This is a genomic window from Streptomyces sp. T12, assembly GCF_028736035.1.
Lineage (GTDB): Bacteria > Actinomycetota > Actinomycetes > Streptomycetales > Streptomycetaceae > Streptomyces.
In genome coordinates, this window is the sequence record NZ_CP117866.1 from 4,878,101 (window position 1) to 4,893,442 (window position 15,342).

The following is a 15,342-nucleotide window of genomic DNA, read 5'->3' on the forward strand; positions in this document are numbered from 1 at the left end:
CCGGCGGTGGTGCGCGGGGCCGTTCTCCCGAACTCGTACACCCCAACAGGCATACTCGTATAGACGAGTGGGCAAGTTGTGTGGCAAGGTGGTTGGCGTTCCCGGAGATCGGGTTCGAAGGCTGCATCTTGTATAGACGAGTAGATGGGAAGAAACCTTGCGCACCATCCGCGTGGAGACCTCGGCCGCAACGATCCTGCTGACCGAGGCGCCCGAGCCCAAGGTCCGCGACCGGCAGACCGGCGAGATCGCCAAGGACGCCGTGAGCGGCGAGGCACTGATGACGATCGGCGTCGTCTACATCGAGGAGGGGGAGTCGTCCCTGATCAAGGTGACCCTTCCGGAGAGCGGGGTGGCGGAGGGGCTCGCGCTGGGCGCCCCGGTCTCTCTGCCGGGGCTCGTGGCCCGGCCGTGGGAGAGCGTGTTCAACGGGCAGCAGCGGCACGGCATCGCGTTCCGCGCCGCCGCCGTCACTCCGGCTGCGTTCCCCGTCGCTACTGGGGCCGCTGCCTGATGACCGACATAGCGACGCTTCTGGAGGTGGGTGGTCCTGTCGCCGCGCTCGGCGGTGGGGCTGCCTACGCCCGGGCCAAGCACCCCGGGATCTACTGGTCGACGGTCGGCCTGCCGATGTCCACAGCTCGGCTGCTCAGCTCGTACGGCTCGGTCATGGAAGCCTGCGGCCTGACCGTGGCGCCCTCCCGGCTCCGGGTGCTGGCGGTCAAGGCCACCACCCGCCGCGAGGTCCGTCCCGTCCCGCCGCGTCGCGGCATCATCCGCCCAACCATGACCGGGCTACGACTCCGCCTGCGACTGGCCCCGGGGCAGGAACCCGCTGACGTCGCCGCCTCCGCCGAACGGCTGAGGCACGCCTGGGGAGTTCACGCCGTCTACGTCACCACGATCAAGCCCGGCGTTGTCGAGCTTCGGCTCGTCGGCTTCGACGTACTCCGGCGGGTCCGCATGCCGCGCAAGACCACGACGGAGTTCCTGAGGGTGCCGGTCGCCCTCAGAGAGGACGCCACCCCCTTCGTGCGCGACTACCGCACCGTCCCGCACCAACTCACCCTCGGAGCAACGCTCTCCGGCAAGTCCATGTACCTGCGCCATCTGGTGGCCGGACTCGCCCGACAGCCCGTCGCCCTGGTCGGCATCGACTGCAAGCGCGGCGTCGAACTGGCCCCCTTCGCGCCACGTCTTTCGGCGCTCGCCACCGACCCTGACCAGGCCGCCGACCTGCTGCCCGTGCTCATCAAGGAAATGGAGGACCGATACGACCTGATCAAGGCCCGACAGGGCATCGCCCCGAGTACACCGGACGAGGAGATCACCTCCGACATCTGGGGCCTGCCCGAGCACGAACGCCCGGTCCCCATCGTGCTGTTCGTCGACGAAGTGGCCGAACTCTTCCTCGTCGCCACGCGCAAGGACGAGGAACGCCGGGACGAGATGGTCACCCAGCTCATCCGCCTCGCCCAGCTAGGCCGCGCGGCCGGTATCTACCTGGAGGTCTGCGGACAGCGCTTCGGCGCTGAACTCGGCAAGGGCGCCACCATGCTCCGGGCCCAGCTCACCGGCCGAGTCTGCCACCGCGTCAACGACGAAGCCTCCGCCAAGATGGCCCTCGGCGACATCGCACCCGAAGCGGTCGCCGCCGCCTGCGCCATCGCGCCCGAACGACCTGGCCTGGCCGTCGCCGGTGATACCTCCGGGGGCTGGTCCCGCATCCGCACGCCCTACCTCTCTCTCGGCGATGCCGCCGAGATCTGCCAGGAATCGGCCCACCTGACGCCGCACCTGCCTGCGCTCAAGCCCTTCCGCCCTTACATCCCCATACGGCCGGTCGACGCCTCGGCGCCGGTCGTCCACCCGCGCCCAGTGACCGACTGAGCCACCGTCCCTTCCCTCGGCCGGCGTGACCGCCTCGCGCCACGTCCTTACCTCTCCCATGCCTGAATCCGGAAGGAGCCGCAGCATGCGCGCCCAACTGGCCCGTATCGATGCGGTGCTCGTCCAAGCCGTCATCGCCGCCGCCCTGTCCTTCGCCCACCTGCACGACATCGCCTCGGCGGCCGGACAAGACGGGTGGAAAGCGTGGGCCTATCCCATCTCGGTCGACCTGCTGCTCGTCGCGGCCTGGCGCAGGCTGCGGACCGGCGACGCGAAAGCGGCCGGGTGGTGCTGGTTCGTCATTGCCCTCGCCGCCTCCCTCGGGGCGAACGTCGCCACCGCCGGAATGCTCGACCTGGACGCCGTGCCGGCCTGGCTACGCATCCTCGTCGCGGGCTGGCCCGCGGTCGCATTCCTCGGCGGCACGCTGCTGGCGCACTCGACACCCACCCTCGCCGAGGAACCAACGGCGGACCAGGAGGAGGACGCCGGTGGTCCCGTGCCCGAGCCTCCTGCTGAGCAGGACATGAGCCCAACCCCTGCCCCGCCTGTATCCGTCCCGACCGCTCTCGTCGAACACGCCCGCAAGGTCGCCGCCGAGCACCACACCCGCACCGGCACCCCCATCGACACCCCCACCCTGCGCGCCCGGCTCGGCGTCCCCGCACCCATGGCCGACGCCATCGCCGCCCACCTCTGAAAGGAGCCCGCATGACCGCCAACCGCCGCTTCCGCAACGTCACCCGCATCGGCCCCGTCCAGGTCGGCACCGCCTACGACGGTCGCGGCCGTGAGAAGCACACCGCCGCCTGCACCGCCCCGCGCTGCGGCTTCTCCTCCGACTACGACAGCCGCGCCGCCGCCGAACTGGCCGCCCGCACCCACCGCTGCCCCGTCCGCTGAAAGGACCCGCACCCCGTGACCCTCAGCCTGCCGCTCGTCCTCGTCCTCGGATTCTTCGCCTGGGGAGCGGTCAAGTTCCTCGGCGTCCGCACCTGGATCGTCGTCCTGGTCGCCCTCTTCGGCTTCTGGCTCTCGCACACCTTCATGGCCCCGGCCATCGAGTCCGGCACGCGATCCGGCGTGGACGTCATAAACGGCTCACACGACTAGACGAGTAGATAAGGAGAACTCCGCCGTGTTCCTGCCCAAGTACCCCGACAGCCCCACTCCCCCGCCCGTGCACACCCACGCCCCCGCAGACCCCGCCCCGGTACAGCGCACGCTCCCTCAGGTCTCCATCAGCACCGGCGCGATAGCGACCGTGATCGTCGGCGGAGTCGTACTGACCGCGCTCCTGGCCGCCGTCGCCGTCACGGCCATCTCCGTAGCCGTCGCCGCCGTGGTCCTGCGCTCCATGCTCCGCGACCAACACCGGCGCTGAAGGCGCCCGGCTCCCGGGGCGGCTCGACACGACCAAGCATCCGCCGCCCCGGGAGTCCGTCACTCCTGACCGAGCCAGCCAGAAGGAGAGAGCCATCCTGTCCCGCGCCACCCCGGCCCCACTCCCGGAACTCGCCAAGCTCGCCTCGCACGGCACCCTGCCAGGTATCCTCCGCCAGCTCTCCAGCCTCGGAGGCTGTACCAACCCCATCCGACTCGACGGCCACCGCACCGAATACGACGTCAACACCCGCACCGGCGAGATCGGCAACGTCCTCCACCGCCTCGACTCCTCGACCCTCCCCACCGGCCACCTCCTCGTACGCTGCAACAACCGCCGGACGACCCGCTGCGCGGCCTGCGCAGAGGTCTACCGTCGCGACACCTTCCACCTGATCACCTCCGGCCTGCGCGGTGGCAAGGGCACCCCGGAACGCGTCGCCGCCCACCCCCGCGTCTTCGCCACCTTCACCGCACCGAGCTTCGGCCCGGTCCACAACCGCCCCACCGGCCCGGCCGGTTCAGTCCGCCGATGCCGCTGCGGCACCCATCACGACCAGGACGACGACGCACTCGGTACCCCGCTCGACCCCGACACCTACGACTACGAAGCCGCCGTCCTCTGGAACGCCCACGCCGGACCGCTCTGGCGTCGCTTCTCGACCTACCTGCGCCGAGAGGTAGCCAAGCGCGCCGGCCTCACACAACGCGCCTTCCGCCAGTACGCCCGGGTGTCCTTCGCCAAGGTCGCCGAGTACCAGAAGCGCGGCGCTGTCCACTTCCACGCGGTTATCCGGATCGACGGCCCCGAGGGCGGCAACACTGCGCCGCCCGCCTGGGCAACCGCCGAGCTGCTCACCGACGCCATCCGCACTGCCGCTGCCCACGTTCGTGTGGACGGCCCGATTGTCGACGGCCGCCCGCACGGCTTCACCTTCGGCCGTCAGCTCGATGTCCGCACCATCCGCAGTGCCGACCTCGATGGCGGCCAGGAACTCACCGAGCGGGCTGTCGCCGCCTACATCGCCAAGTACGCGACCAAGGGCGCCGAGACCACCACGGGAGCTCTCGACCGCCCGCTGAAGTTCCTCGCCGAACTCGCCCAGCTCGACATCAGCGACCACGCCCGTCGGCTGATCCGAACCGCCTGGACCCTCGGTGCACGCAAGGACCTGGAACGCCTCCGCCTGCGCGCATGGGCCCACATGCTCGGCTTCCGCGGCCACTTCTCCACCAAGTCCCGCCGCTACTCCACCACCCTCGGCGCCCTCCGCAGCGCCCGCGCCGAATGGCGACGAGCCCAAGCCGCCGCCCCCAACGGTCCGGAGCACGACACGACATACGTCCTCGCGCACTGGGTCTTCGCCGGAACCGGCCTCTCCGACACCGAAGCCTGGCTTGCCGAATCCCTCGAACCCGCCCCCGGAACAGAAGGAGAGCCCACCCGTGGGTAACCGACGCCTCGCGGTCGCGGAAACGGCCGACGTACCGCGTGCTCTGCCTTCGCGGTACCTGACTCCTCTGGACGTTGCCGAGATCCTGGGCGTGCCGGTCGAGACGGTCTACCAGTGGCGCCGGAAGCGCACTGGGCCGCGTGGCTTCCGGGTTGGCCGGCATCTGCGCTACGACCCCGTGGACGTTCGGGCCTGGGTCGAGTCCCTGATGGAAGGGGCTGCTGCCTGATGGCCGGGCACATCCAAGACCGCTGGTACAGAACGGAGCCCGGGCCGGACGGGAAGGATCGCAAGGTCAGGACGGAGCGGTACGGCACGGGGCTTCGTTACCGGGCTCGGTACGTCGGACCGGACGGTACGGAGAAGTCGAAGAGCTTCCCGGATCGGCAGAAGCGGCTCGCTGAACAGTGGCTGGCGCACACCGAGGCGGACATGGCTCGCGGGCAGTACATCGACCCGCGTGCGGCTCGGATCACCTTCGAGCAGTACGCCGAGAAGTGGGTGACGCACGCGCCGGACCCGAACACCCAGGCGTCGATGGAGTCGCAGCTTCGGCTGCACGCCTTCCCCTACTTGGGGTCGCGTCCGCTCGGTTCCTTCCAGCCTGCTCACATCCGTGACTGGGTGGGACAGCTTCAAGAGAACGGCGTCCGGGGCTCGTACGCCCGGACGATCTACTCCAACGTGCGGGCAGCGCTCAGTGCGGCCGTGGACGACGGGCACCTCCCCCGGAATCCGTGTGCTGCTCGCTCGGTCCGGCCGCCGACGGTGGATGCCAAGCGGATCGTTCCCTGGACGCCGGAACGGGTCTTCGCCGTCCAGGCCGCCATGCCTGAGCGGTACCAACCCATGGTTGATCTGGGCGGCGGCTGCGGGCTTCGCCAGGGAGAGATCCTCGGCGTCGCCGATGACGCGATCGACTTCGAGTCGGACACGCTCCACGTGGTCCAGCAACTGAAGCTGAGCCGGAGCAAGGCCGTGTTCGCTCCGCCCAAGGGCGGCAAGCTGCGGGACGTACCGCTTCCTGGGCCGGTCGCCGATGCGCTGCGGGAGCACATGAAGCGGTTCCCGCCGGTCGAGATCACCTTGCCGTGGAAGGTGGCGGACGGGCCTCCAGTGACCAAGCGGCTGATCTTCACCGGGCCTCGTGGTGGGCACGTCTGGCGTACGTCCCTCAACGAGGAGGTGTGGAAGCGGGCACTCGCCTCGGCTGGGGTGATCCCCGAGCGGAAGCCGGGCGAGTCGTATGCCGAGTCCCGCGAGAACGGTATGCACGCGCTCCGCCACTTCTACGCCTCGGTGCTCCTGGACGCCGGAGAGAACATCAAGGCCCTCGCCGAGTACCTCGGCCACTCGGATCCAGGCCTGACGCTCCGCGTGTACGCGCACCTCATGCCTTCCAGCCAGGAGCGTACGCGGAAGGCAATTGCAAGCACTTACGAAAAAACGATGCACTCAGGGGCTAAACAAGGAAAGCGCAAAGCATAAGCCGGAAAGCGCAACCTGGACGCTTAGCCGGAAAGCCAAACCGGAGAGCTAAGCGGGAAAGCCAAGTCGGACAGCTAAACGACTAACGAATCGCTTCTCTCACAAGGAAAAAGGGTCCCTTACTAACCTGCGACAGCAACACCCCGGAGAACAGGGCGACACAAGGTGATACAGGACAGCACCAGACAGCAGGGTGCGACACCAGGCAGGATGGAGCGGCATGGTGCGGCACAGGGCGACACGGAGCGGAACGAGGCGACTCCTGGAAAGATTGGAGAGTCTGGAAAGTATCCAAGGAATGTTGGAGTTCCGTAGCTGCCCACGATCGTGGGCAATCCGTCCACGCAAGCAAGCAAGGCGGCCTTTAGCTGCACGTTTGTCTGGCGCGTGATGACTATGGGAAAGTTCCAGCGGCATGCGAATGCCGCCCGGCCAGGGGCGGCATTCGTCTCCATTGCCACGTCCCAGAAATCACCTTGCCAAGTGAACCGAGCACAGCTGGAGCGCCCCATGGTCCCACGCATCGGCGTGACCGTCGACATCCACCCCCGCGATCTGCCGATCGTGCTCATCGGCACAGCCGGTGGTGCGCTCGCCCTCTGGGCCGACGCTCCCGCAGAGATCGCCGTCCCCGTGGCGCTCCTGATCGTCCTCGATATCCGCGTCCGGCGCTGGCGTCGTCACACCTGACGGCCCAGAGACGGCCCGACCCCACCAAAAAGCCCCCGACCTGCCAAGAAACCGCAGGTCGGGGGCTTACTGGCGTCGAGTTACTTCTTCTTGCCCTGGTTCTTGACCGCCTCGATGGCCGCCGCAGCAGCCTCCGGGTCCAGGTACTTCCCGCCCGGCGTCACCGGCTTGAAGTCGGCGTCGAGCTCGTAGTACAGGGGGATGCCCGTCGGGATGTTCAGGCCCGCGATGTCGGCGTCGGAGATGCCGTCGAGGTGCTTGACGAGGGCGCGGAGGCTGTTGCCGTGGGCGGCGACGAGGACCGTGCGGCCGGACAGGAGGTCCGGGACGATGCCGTCGTACCAGTACGGGAGCATGCGGACGACTACGTCCTTCAGGCACTCCGTGCGGGGCCGCAGCTCCGGGGGGATGGAGGAGTAGCGCGGGTCGTCCGACTGGGAGAACTCCGTGCCGTCCTCGAGCGGGGGCGGCGGGGTGTCGTACGAGCGGCGCCACAGCATGAACTGCTCCTCGCCGAACTCGGCCAGGGTCTGCGCCTTGTCCTTGCCCTGGAGGGCGCCGTAGTGGCGCTCGTTCAGGCGCCACGAGCGGTGGACGGGGATCCAGTGGCGGTCCGCCGACTCCAGCGCCAGCTGCGCCGTGCGGATGGCGCGCTTCTGGAGGGACGTGTGGACCACGTCGGGGAGGAGGTCGGCGTCCTTCAGGAGCTCGCCGCCGCGGACTGCCTCCTTCTCGCCCTTCTCGTTGAGGTTGACGTCCACCCAGCCGGTGAACAGGTTCTTCGCGTTCCATTCGCTCTCGCCGTGGCGGAGGAGGATCAGCTTGTACGGTGCGTCGGCCATGCCTCAGAGCGTAATCCACGCTTTCGCCCCCTCGCGTGGCTGCCCGAAGGCCGGACAGTTGACGGCATCTGTTAATTGAGTGGCCGACGTGGAGTGGATCTCCGTAAGTTGTGAGCGTCGCCTGAGCCGCTTACATCCGTGGGGGATCCCGATGTCACTCGCCAGCCTGAGACGCGCCACCCGTGAGAGCGTCTCCGGGCTCCCCCGCGAGTTCTGGTGGCTGTGGACCAGCACGCTCGTCAACCGGCTCGGGGCCTTCGTCGCCACCTTCATGGCCCTGTACCTGACCCTCGACCGCGGCTACTCCGCCTCCTACGCCGGTCTCGTCGCCTCGCTGCACGGACTCGGCGGGGTGATCTCTTCCCTCGGTGCCGGGGTCATGACCGACCGGCTCGGGCGGCGGCCCACGCTCCTCGTCGCGCAGGCCTCCACCGCCCTCTCGGTCGCGCTGCTCGGGTTCATGCACGATCCCGTCGCGATCGCCGCCGTCGCGTTCCTCGTCGGCATGGCCTCCAACGCCTCCCGGCCCGCCGTGCAGGCGATGATGGCCGACATCGTCCGGCCCGAGGACCGGGTCCGCGCCTTCTCCCTCAACTACTGGGCCATCAACCTCGGCTTCGCCGTCTCCTCCATGGCCGCTGGTTTCATCGCCGAGGTCAGCTACCTCGCGGGCTTCCTCATCGAGGGCGGTATGACGATGGTCTGCGCGGTCGTCGTCTTCCTGAAGCTGCCCGAGTCCAAGCCGGTGGCTGCGGCCAAGGCCGCCGAGGCGGAGGTCGGGCTCGGCACCGTGCTGCGCGACCGGCGCTTCATGAGCGTCGTCGGGCTGTCGTTCCTCGTCGCCGTGATCTTCCAGCAGGGGTCGGTCGGCCTGCCCGTCGCCATGGGCGAGGCCGGGTTCACGCCCGCGGACTACGGTCTCGTGGTCGCCGTCAACGGCATCCTGATCGTCGCACTGCAGATCCCGGTCACCCGCTTCATCGAGCACCGCGATCCCGGGCGGCTGCTCGTCGTCTCGTCCGTCCTCGCCGGGTACGGCTTCGGGCTCACCGCCTTCGCCGGGTCGGTCGGCGTCTTCGCGCTCACCGTGTGCGTGTGGACCCTCGCCGAGATCGTCAACGCACCCACCCAGACCAGCCTCGTCGTACGCCTCTCCCCCGTCCACGGACGCGGCCGCTACCAGGGCATGTACACCATGTCCTGGTCCGTGGCCGCCCTGGTCGCCCCCCTGATGTCCGGCTTCGTCATCGACCGGTTCGGCGCGGAGTGGCTGTGGGGGCTGTGCGCGGTCGTCGGGACGGTGGCGGGGCTCGGGTACGGAGCGCTGATGCGGAGACTGCCGGCGGAAATGGAAACGGAGACGGGGATGGAGACGGAGACGGAAAGGGAGGCGGGGACGGGGTCAGAGGCTCCCCCGGCCGCCGAATCCCCGGCCGGAGCTCAGGCGGAGATGGGCGCGGCCTGACGCCCACCGCCCTGCCTGCCGCCCACCCACCGCCCTGCCTACCGCCCTGCCTACCGCCTGCCCCCCACCCTGCCGGCCGCCTGCCCACCTCACCGCCCACACCCCCGCCAGCCGCTCCGCCAACCGCCCCGCCAGCCGCTCTTCTCCGACTCCCGCCTCCGTCGAGGCAAGCGCGGGGTATACAAGAAGTCGCGGTGCGGGGGCCGTTGGGGCCGCTGGGGTGGGAGACAGGCATGTCCGACAGTTCTGAGGTGATCTTCGTCAGTCATGCCGGGCCCGACGGCCAGTGGGCGGAGTGGGTGGCATGGCACCTCCAAGAGGCCGGGTACGAGGTCGAGTTGGACCTCTGGCACTGGCGTACCGGCGACGACTTCGTCAAGAAGATGAACGAAGCCCTCAAGCGGTGCTCCGCTGCCGTCGCCCTGCTGTCACCCGCCTACTTCGCCCCGGGCCGCTACACCGAGGAGGAGTGGACCGCCCTGGTCGCCCGGCGCGATCGCTTCATCCCCGTGGTGGTCGAGCCGTTGCAGCAGGACCATCTGCCGGCCGTCCTCACCCCGCGGCTGCGCAAGGACCTCCACGACCTGGACGAGGCCGACGCCCTCGCGGCGCTCCTCGAGGCGGTACGCGGACCCGCCCTCCCCACCCGCAAGCCCGACTTCCCCGGCAAGCGCACCGCGAAATCGAGATCCCGACGGCGTAAGGCTCCGGTCGGCCCCCAGCCCCGTTTCCCGTCCGACACCTCCGACCCCGAGGTGTGGGACGTACGGCAGCGACGCCGCAACCCGCACTTCACCGGCCGCGACGTCGTCATCGAAGAGGTACGCCGCAAACTGCTCGCCGAACGCCAGGCCGCCGTCCAGGCGCTCAACGGAACCGGCGGCATCGGCAAGACCCAGGTCGCGCTGGAGTACGTCTACCGTTTCGCCGGCCAGTACGACCTCGTCTGGTGGGTGGACGCCGAGCAGGGCGAACAGGTCCCCGCCCGCTACGCCGAACTCGCCGCCCGCGTCGGCGTGGCCAAGCCGGACGCCGGTGTCGAGGTCAACGCGCGGTACGCCATGGAGTACCTGCGCACCCACGACCGTTGGCTGATCGTCCTGGACAACGCGGAGGATCCGCAGCAGCTGCGGACCTGGCTGCCGGAGGGGCAGGGGCATGTGCTGATCACGGCCCGCAATCCGGACTGGCGCAAGGTCGTGCCGCGACTCCAGCTGGGGGTGTTCAGCCGCGCCGAGTCACTGGACTACCTCACCGCTCAGCTGCCCACCCTCAACCCCGAGCACGCCGACGCACTGGCCGACGCGCTCGGCGACCTGCCGCTGGCGCTGGCGCAGGCGGCGGGCGTGATGAGCGAGGGGATGCCGCCGGAGCAGTACGTGCGGGTGCTGCAGACGCACACCGCCAAGCTTCTCGATCGCGGTGAGGTGTACGACTACCCCGCCTCGCTCGCGGCCACGGTCACCATCGCCACGGACCGCCTCGACGCCGACCACCCGGAGGCCACCGCTGTGCTGCGGCTCGCGGCCTTCCTTGGGCCCGAGCGGATTCCGACGGCTTGGCTGGTGGCGGGGCGGGCGGAGCTGACGACGGTTCCCACAGACCCGGACGACGTCCTGTGGCCGCAGAGCGCGCTCAATCCACTGGCGCGGTACGGGCTGGCCGTGGTGGGCCCGGACGCGTTTCAGGTGCACCGGCTGACGCAGGCCGTGGTGCGTGACAGGACCGGCAGCGAGGCGACGGGTGCACTGCGCGACGACGTGGCCGTTCTGCTGACCGCCCTCGATCCGGGTGATCCGGAGCTGCCCGAGACGTGGCCGGGGTGGACGACGCTCACACCGCATCTGACGGCAACGCTCCACTTCACGAGTGACCGGGCAGAGCTGCGCCCCATGCTGCTGAGGGCCGCCGTGTACCTCGTACGAAGCGCTCAGCCCCACGTCGCCCGCGACCTTGCCACCACGCTTCGCGAGGCATGGGCCGCTTCCCTGTGCGAAGACCATCCGGACACACTGCGCGCCGCTCACATGGTGACCTGGGCTCTGGACGGCATGTGGGCCCATGAGGAGGCCCTCCCCCTCGTCCAGAACGTCCTGGAGCGGCGCCGCAGGGTTCTGGGCGACGACGATCCGGAGACGCTCAGTTCGGCGCATGACCTCGCCGTCACCCTGGGGCACCTGGGCAGGAACGCCGAGGCGTACATGTTGCACGAAGACCTCCTGGCAACGCGCAGGGCAAAGCTCGGCGAGGATCATCCCGACACGCTCGCCTCCGCTCACGGTTGCGGTGGCACCCTGGCCGAGCTCGGTCGGCATGACGAAGCCCGCCGCACACTGACGGACGTCCTGGAACGACGCCGGAAAGTTCTCGGCGACGACCACCCCGCCACCTTCCACACCGAGGTGAACGTAGCCGTCGTTCAGGGCCGCCTCGGTCGGCATGACGAAGCCCGCCGCGCACTGACGGACATCCTGGAACGACGCCGGAAAGTTCTCGGCAACGACCACCGCGACACCTTCATCTCCGCTCGTTTCCTCGCCAGCGCTCTGTTCTACCTGGGCCGGTACTCCGAGGCGGAACGCCTTCAGAAGTCCACGAGACTCCGCGTTCGCGAAACCCTGGGAGTCGACCACCCCCTGCACGGCAGGCTCACCGGCGACCTGATCGAGACGCTCCAAGCCCAGGGCAAGACCCACGAAGCCCAGAAGCTGACAAAGAAAGCCCGCCACCACTGACCCCCGTCACGGATGCATCCGCGCCCCCTTCACCACCTTGTCCACCGCATTCCGCGGCCCGTACACCGCCAGCCCCACCAGATCCAACTCCCCCGTCGACACCGCCCGCACCGCCGCCCGGTTGTCCCGGTCGTTCCCCGTGCCGAACAAGTCGGAGGTGAACACGGCCCGCGGCAGCGCCCGCGACAGCACGCGCGCGTGCGCCGCTGTCAGGGTCTCCTTCGTGCCCTCGAAGACCAGCACGGGCTGCCGGAACATCGGCAGATAGCCCACCCCGTCCGCGTCCTCGTACGGCTCCCCGATCGCCTCGGGAACCTGAGTCCCCAGCCCGCTGACCAGGAACGCGGTCACGTTCAGCCGCTGCCACGGCTCCAAGTCCTCCCGCAGCAGTACGGCGATCTTCGTGTCGAATCGGATGGGTTCGGTGCTCGTGTCGCTCGGGTCGCTCGTGTCGCTCATACGACGAGACTGCCGACCGCCGTACGACCTCGTCTTGTACGTTCTTTGCATGGCCGCCGCACGGAACCGCCAGGAAGTCTCCGCGTGGCGCCCCTCCGTCCCGGGCGTCACCGAGGTCTTCCACGCCCACTTCACCGAGTACGCCTACCCGATGCACGTCCACGAGGCCTGGACGCTGCTCATCGTCGACGACGGCGCCGTGCGCTACGACCTCGACCGGCACGAGCACGGCACCCCGCACGACACCGTGTCCCTGCTGCCGCCGCACGTCCCGCACAACGGCTCCCCCGCCACCCCGGACGGCTTCCGCAAGCGGGTGTTGTACCTGGACAGCAGCCGGCTGGGCGAGGACCTGATCGGCCGGGCCGTGGACTCCCCCGACCTGCGCGACCCCGTACTGCGGCTGCGCGTCGGCCGGCTGCACACCGCCCTCGCCCAGCCCGGCGACGAACTGGAGGCGGACAGCAGGCTGACCCTCATCGGCGACCGGTTGCGCGCGCACCTGCGGCCCGAAGCCGCCACGCACGTCCCACGGCGCGACCCCGCCCTCGCCCGTCGGCTGCGCGAGCTTCTCGACGAGCGCGTTGTGCAGGGCCTCGCCCTTGAGGAGGCGACCGGGCTCCTGCACGCCCATCCCGCCCATCTCGTACGGTCGTTCAGCACCGCCTACGGCATCGCCCCGCACCAGTACCTGATGTCCCGCCGTGTCGACCGCGCCCGGCGGCTGCTCCTGGAGGGCCGGTCACCGGCCGACGTGGCCACCGCGACCGGGTTCTACGACCAGGCCCATTTCACCCGGCACTTCAGGAAGCTGGTGGGGGTGCCGCCGGGGCGCTATCGCAGCAGCGCGCGCTGAGCGCCGTACATCAGAGCGCCGTACAGCACCCGAGCTCTGAATTCAGTCGGCGGGGCGCTGGGTCAGGTGGGTGAACGCGTCCAGGTTGCGCGTCGACTCGCCGCGCGCCACGCGCCACTCGAACTCCTTGCGGATCGCGGAGGCGAAGCCCAGTTCGAGGAGGGTGTTGAAGGCGCCGTCCGCCGCCTCCAGGACCTGGCCGAGGAGGCGGTCGATCTCGTCGGGGGTGACCGCCGACAGCGGGAGCTTGGCGGTGACGTAGATGTCGCCGAGCCGGTCGACGGCGTAACTCACGCCGTACAGCTTGAGGTTGCGCTCCAGGAGCCAGCGGTGGACGCCGGGCTCGTTCTCGTCGGGGTGGCGGATGACGAAGGCGTTCAGCGAGAGGGAGTGGCGGCCGACGAGCAGGGAGACCGTCGTCGACAGCTTGCGGGTGCCGGGGAGTTTGACGACGTAGTTGCCGGGGGCGGGGCTCTCCCACTCCAGTTCGGCGTCCTTGAGGGCTCCCTCGACGATCTGCGCCGCCTTCTGTGCGTCAGCCATGGTGGGAGCGTACGCGACGCCGGTGGGCGTGGGTCGCGGCCACGTAGACGTCCGCCGTGGCGGCGGCCGCGGTGTCCCAGCCGAAGGACAGGGCGTGCCGGGCCGCGGCCTCGCCCATCCGGGGGGACAGGTGCGGGTCGTCGGCGAAGGCGTGCAGCACGCGCGCGTAGTCGGCCGGGTTGTGGCCCTGGACCAGGAAGCCGGTACGGCCGTCGCGGACCGCCACCGGCAGGCCGCCCACCGCTGCCGCCAGCACGGGTGTGCCGGCCGCCTGTGCCTCGATGGCCACGAGGCCGAAGGACTCGCTGTACGACGGCATGACCAGCAGCGATGCCGCCCGGAACCAGTCCGCGAGCTGCTCCTGGCCGACGGGCGGGCGGAACCGTACGACATCCGCGATGCCCAGGCGGGCGGCCAGCTTCTGCAGGCCCTCCGGTTTGGCGAGGCCGCTGCCGCTGGGGCCGCCGACGACCGGGACGAGGATGCGGGAGCGGAGGTGGGGGTGCTCGTCCAGGAGGACGGCCACGGCGCGCAGGAGGATGTCCGGCGCCTTCAGGGGCTGGATGCGGCCCGCGAACAGGGGGATCAGGGCGTCCTGCGGGAGGCCGAGGCGGGCTCGGGCGGCGGCTCGGCCGTCGGCGGGTGAGAAGCGGTCGAGGTTCACGCCGGGGTGGACTACGGCGACCTTGTCGGGGGCGGCGGCGTAGTGCCGTACGAGTTCGTCGGCTTCCTCGGCCGTGTTGGCGATGAGGCGGTCGGCGGCCGTGACGATCTGGGTCTCGCCGATGACTCGGGCGGCGGGTTCGGGGGTGTCGCCGTCGGCGAGGTTGGCGTTCTTGACCTTGGCCATGGTGTGCATGGCGTGTACCAGGGGGGCGCCCCAGCGCTGGGCCGCCAGCCAGCCGACGTGGCCGGAGAGCCAGTAGTGGGAGTGGACCAGGTCGTAGTAGCCGGGTCGGTGGCCGGCCCAGGCCTGCATCACGCCGTGGGTGAAGGCGCACAGCTGGGCCGGGAGGTCCTCCTTGTTGAGTCCCTCGTACGGGCCCGCATCGATGTGGCGGACGAGGACGCCGGGGGCGAGCTCCACGACGGGCGGGAGGTCTGTGGCGGTCGTGCGCGTGAAGATCTCGACCTCGATGTTGATCGCGGCGAGGCGCTGCGCGAGCTCGACGATGTAGACGTTCATGCCGCCGGCGTCGCCGGTGCCGGGCTGGTGGAGCGGTGAGGTGTGTACGGAGAGCATGGCGATGCGGCGGGGGCGGCGGTGCAGGCGCAGCCGGTGGGGGGCGGCCTGGGAGCGACGCCCGAGCCTGCCGACGTACTGGCTCACGTGGCGTTCCTCCTCGCTGCGGGCATGCCGGACGGAGGGTGCTCGCGCCCTCCACGGCGGTGCAACGCTGGAGGGAGGGGTTCCCATTCCTGGTGGGGCGGTTTTTGCCGAGGTATTACCGGGGGTCGCTCAACTGTTCGGTGGTGGGGGGCGTTGTGCCTTCGGCGATTGGGCCGGGGATGCCTGCGGGTGCGTTGTGGGGCAGGG

The 15,342-nt window shown here is 69.8% G+C and carries 17 protein-coding genes; 13 read left to right on the plus strand and 4 right to left on the minus strand.

Annotated elements, in window-relative coordinates:
* Window positions 1-157: 157 nt before the first annotated feature.
* From PBV52_RS21770 to PBV52_RS21815, 10 genes are all read left to right on the plus strand, one after another.
* Window positions 158-514 (plus strand): hypothetical protein, encoded by a 357-nt coding sequence (locus PBV52_RS21770; protein WP_274240409.1) that lies wholly within the window; start codon window positions 158-160, stop codon window positions 512-514.
* On the plus strand, window positions 514-1,890 hold the full coding sequence (locus PBV52_RS21775; RefSeq protein WP_274240411.1) for an FtsK/SpoIIIE domain-containing protein: 1,377 nt from the start codon (window positions 514-516) through the stop codon (window positions 1,888-1,890). Before PBV52_RS21770 ends, PBV52_RS21775 begins: the two co-directional genes overlap by 1 nt.
* Before the next feature lie 85 nt (window positions 1,891-1,975).
* Complete coding sequence (locus PBV52_RS21780; protein WP_274240412.1) at window positions 1,976-2,590, plus strand: DUF2637 domain-containing protein; 615 nt, start codon at window positions 1,976-1,978, stop codon at window positions 2,588-2,590.
* An 11-nt stretch (window positions 2,591-2,601) separates the two neighbouring features.
* Window positions 2,602-2,793 (plus strand): mobile element transfer protein, encoded by a 192-nt coding sequence (locus PBV52_RS21785; RefSeq protein WP_274240413.1) that lies wholly within the window; start codon window positions 2,602-2,604, stop codon window positions 2,791-2,793.
* 15 nt (window positions 2,794-2,808) lie between these two features.
* Entirely contained in the window at window positions 2,809-3,003 is a 195-nt protein-coding gene (locus PBV52_RS21790; RefSeq protein ID WP_274240414.1) for a hypothetical protein, read from the plus strand.
* 25 nt (window positions 3,004-3,028) lie between these two features.
* Window positions 3,029-3,274 carry a SpdD protein gene (locus PBV52_RS21795; RefSeq protein WP_274240415.1) on the plus strand — a complete coding sequence of 82 codons (246 nt, stop codon included), beginning with the start codon at window positions 3,029-3,031 and terminating at the stop codon, window positions 3,272-3,274.
* A 157-nt stretch (window positions 3,275-3,431) separates the two neighbouring features.
* Complete coding sequence (locus tag PBV52_RS21800; protein ID WP_274249502.1) at window positions 3,432-4,727, plus strand: replication initiator; 1,296 nt, start codon at window positions 3,432-3,434, stop codon at window positions 4,725-4,727.
* Complete coding sequence (locus tag PBV52_RS21805; protein ID WP_274240416.1) at window positions 4,720-4,956, plus strand: AlpA family transcriptional regulator; 237 nt, start codon at window positions 4,720-4,722, stop codon at window positions 4,954-4,956. Before PBV52_RS21800 ends, PBV52_RS21805 begins: the two co-directional genes overlap by 8 nt.
* Window positions 4,956-6,215, plus strand: coding sequence for a tyrosine-type recombinase/integrase (locus tag PBV52_RS21810; RefSeq protein WP_274240417.1), 1,260 nt, complete (start codon window positions 4,956-4,958; stop codon window positions 6,213-6,215). Before PBV52_RS21805 ends, PBV52_RS21810 begins: the two co-directional genes overlap by 1 nt.
* Window positions 6,216-6,725: 510 nt before the next feature.
* Window positions 6,726-6,905: a hypothetical protein gene (locus tag PBV52_RS21815; RefSeq protein ID WP_274240418.1), complete on the plus strand. Its 180-nt coding sequence runs from the start codon at window positions 6,726-6,728 to the stop codon at window positions 6,903-6,905.
* An 80-nt stretch (window positions 6,906-6,985) separates the two neighbouring features.
* Here PBV52_RS21815 and PBV52_RS21820 read toward each other — a convergent pair whose 3' ends face one another.
* Entirely contained in the window at window positions 6,986-7,747 is a 762-nt protein-coding gene (locus tag PBV52_RS21820; RefSeq protein WP_062701143.1) for a phosphoglyceromutase, read from the minus strand.
* 151 nt (window positions 7,748-7,898) lie between these two features.
* Here PBV52_RS21820 and PBV52_RS21825 point away from each other — a divergent pair, with 151 nt between their 5' ends.
* Entirely contained in the window at window positions 7,899-9,212 is a 1,314-nt protein-coding gene (locus tag PBV52_RS21825; protein ID WP_274240419.1) for an MFS transporter, read from the plus strand.
* Between the two features lie 233 nt (window positions 9,213-9,445).
* On the plus strand, window positions 9,446-11,947 hold the full coding sequence (gene fxsT / locus PBV52_RS21830; RefSeq protein WP_274240421.1) for an FxSxx-COOH system tetratricopeptide repeat protein: 2,502 nt from the start codon (window positions 9,446-9,448) through the stop codon (window positions 11,945-11,947).
* 6 nt (window positions 11,948-11,953) lie between these two features.
* On the opposite strand, the gene PBV52_RS21835 is transcribed toward fxsT, so the two are convergent.
* The gene (locus PBV52_RS21835) at window positions 11,954-12,406 is read right to left on the minus strand and encodes a DUF2000 domain-containing protein (protein ID WP_274240422.1); all 453 of its coding nucleotides are present in this window, start codon (window positions 12,404-12,406) and stop codon (window positions 11,954-11,956) included.
* Between the two features lie 49 nt (window positions 12,407-12,455).
* Between PBV52_RS21835 and PBV52_RS21840 the strand changes: the two genes are divergently transcribed.
* Window positions 12,456-13,262 carry an AraC family transcriptional regulator gene (locus PBV52_RS21840; protein ID WP_274240423.1) on the plus strand — a complete coding sequence of 269 codons (807 nt, stop codon included), beginning with the start codon at window positions 12,456-12,458 and terminating at the stop codon, window positions 13,260-13,262.
* Window positions 13,263-13,304: 42 nt separating this feature from the next.
* Here PBV52_RS21840 and PBV52_RS21845 read toward each other — a convergent pair whose 3' ends face one another.
* Together PBV52_RS21845 and mshA are read right to left on the minus strand one after the other, a co-directional pair.
* On the minus strand, window positions 13,305-13,805 hold the full coding sequence (locus PBV52_RS21845; protein ID WP_274240424.1) for a YbjN domain-containing protein: 501 nt from the start codon (window positions 13,803-13,805) through the stop codon (window positions 13,305-13,307).
* A complete protein-coding gene (gene mshA, locus PBV52_RS21850; protein WP_274240425.1) occupies window positions 13,798-15,135 on the minus strand; it encodes a D-inositol-3-phosphate glycosyltransferase in 1,338 nt (445 codons plus the stop codon). The genes PBV52_RS21845 and mshA overlap by 8 nt, the downstream gene beginning before the upstream one ends.
* Window positions 15,136-15,342: the final 207 nt, after the last annotated feature.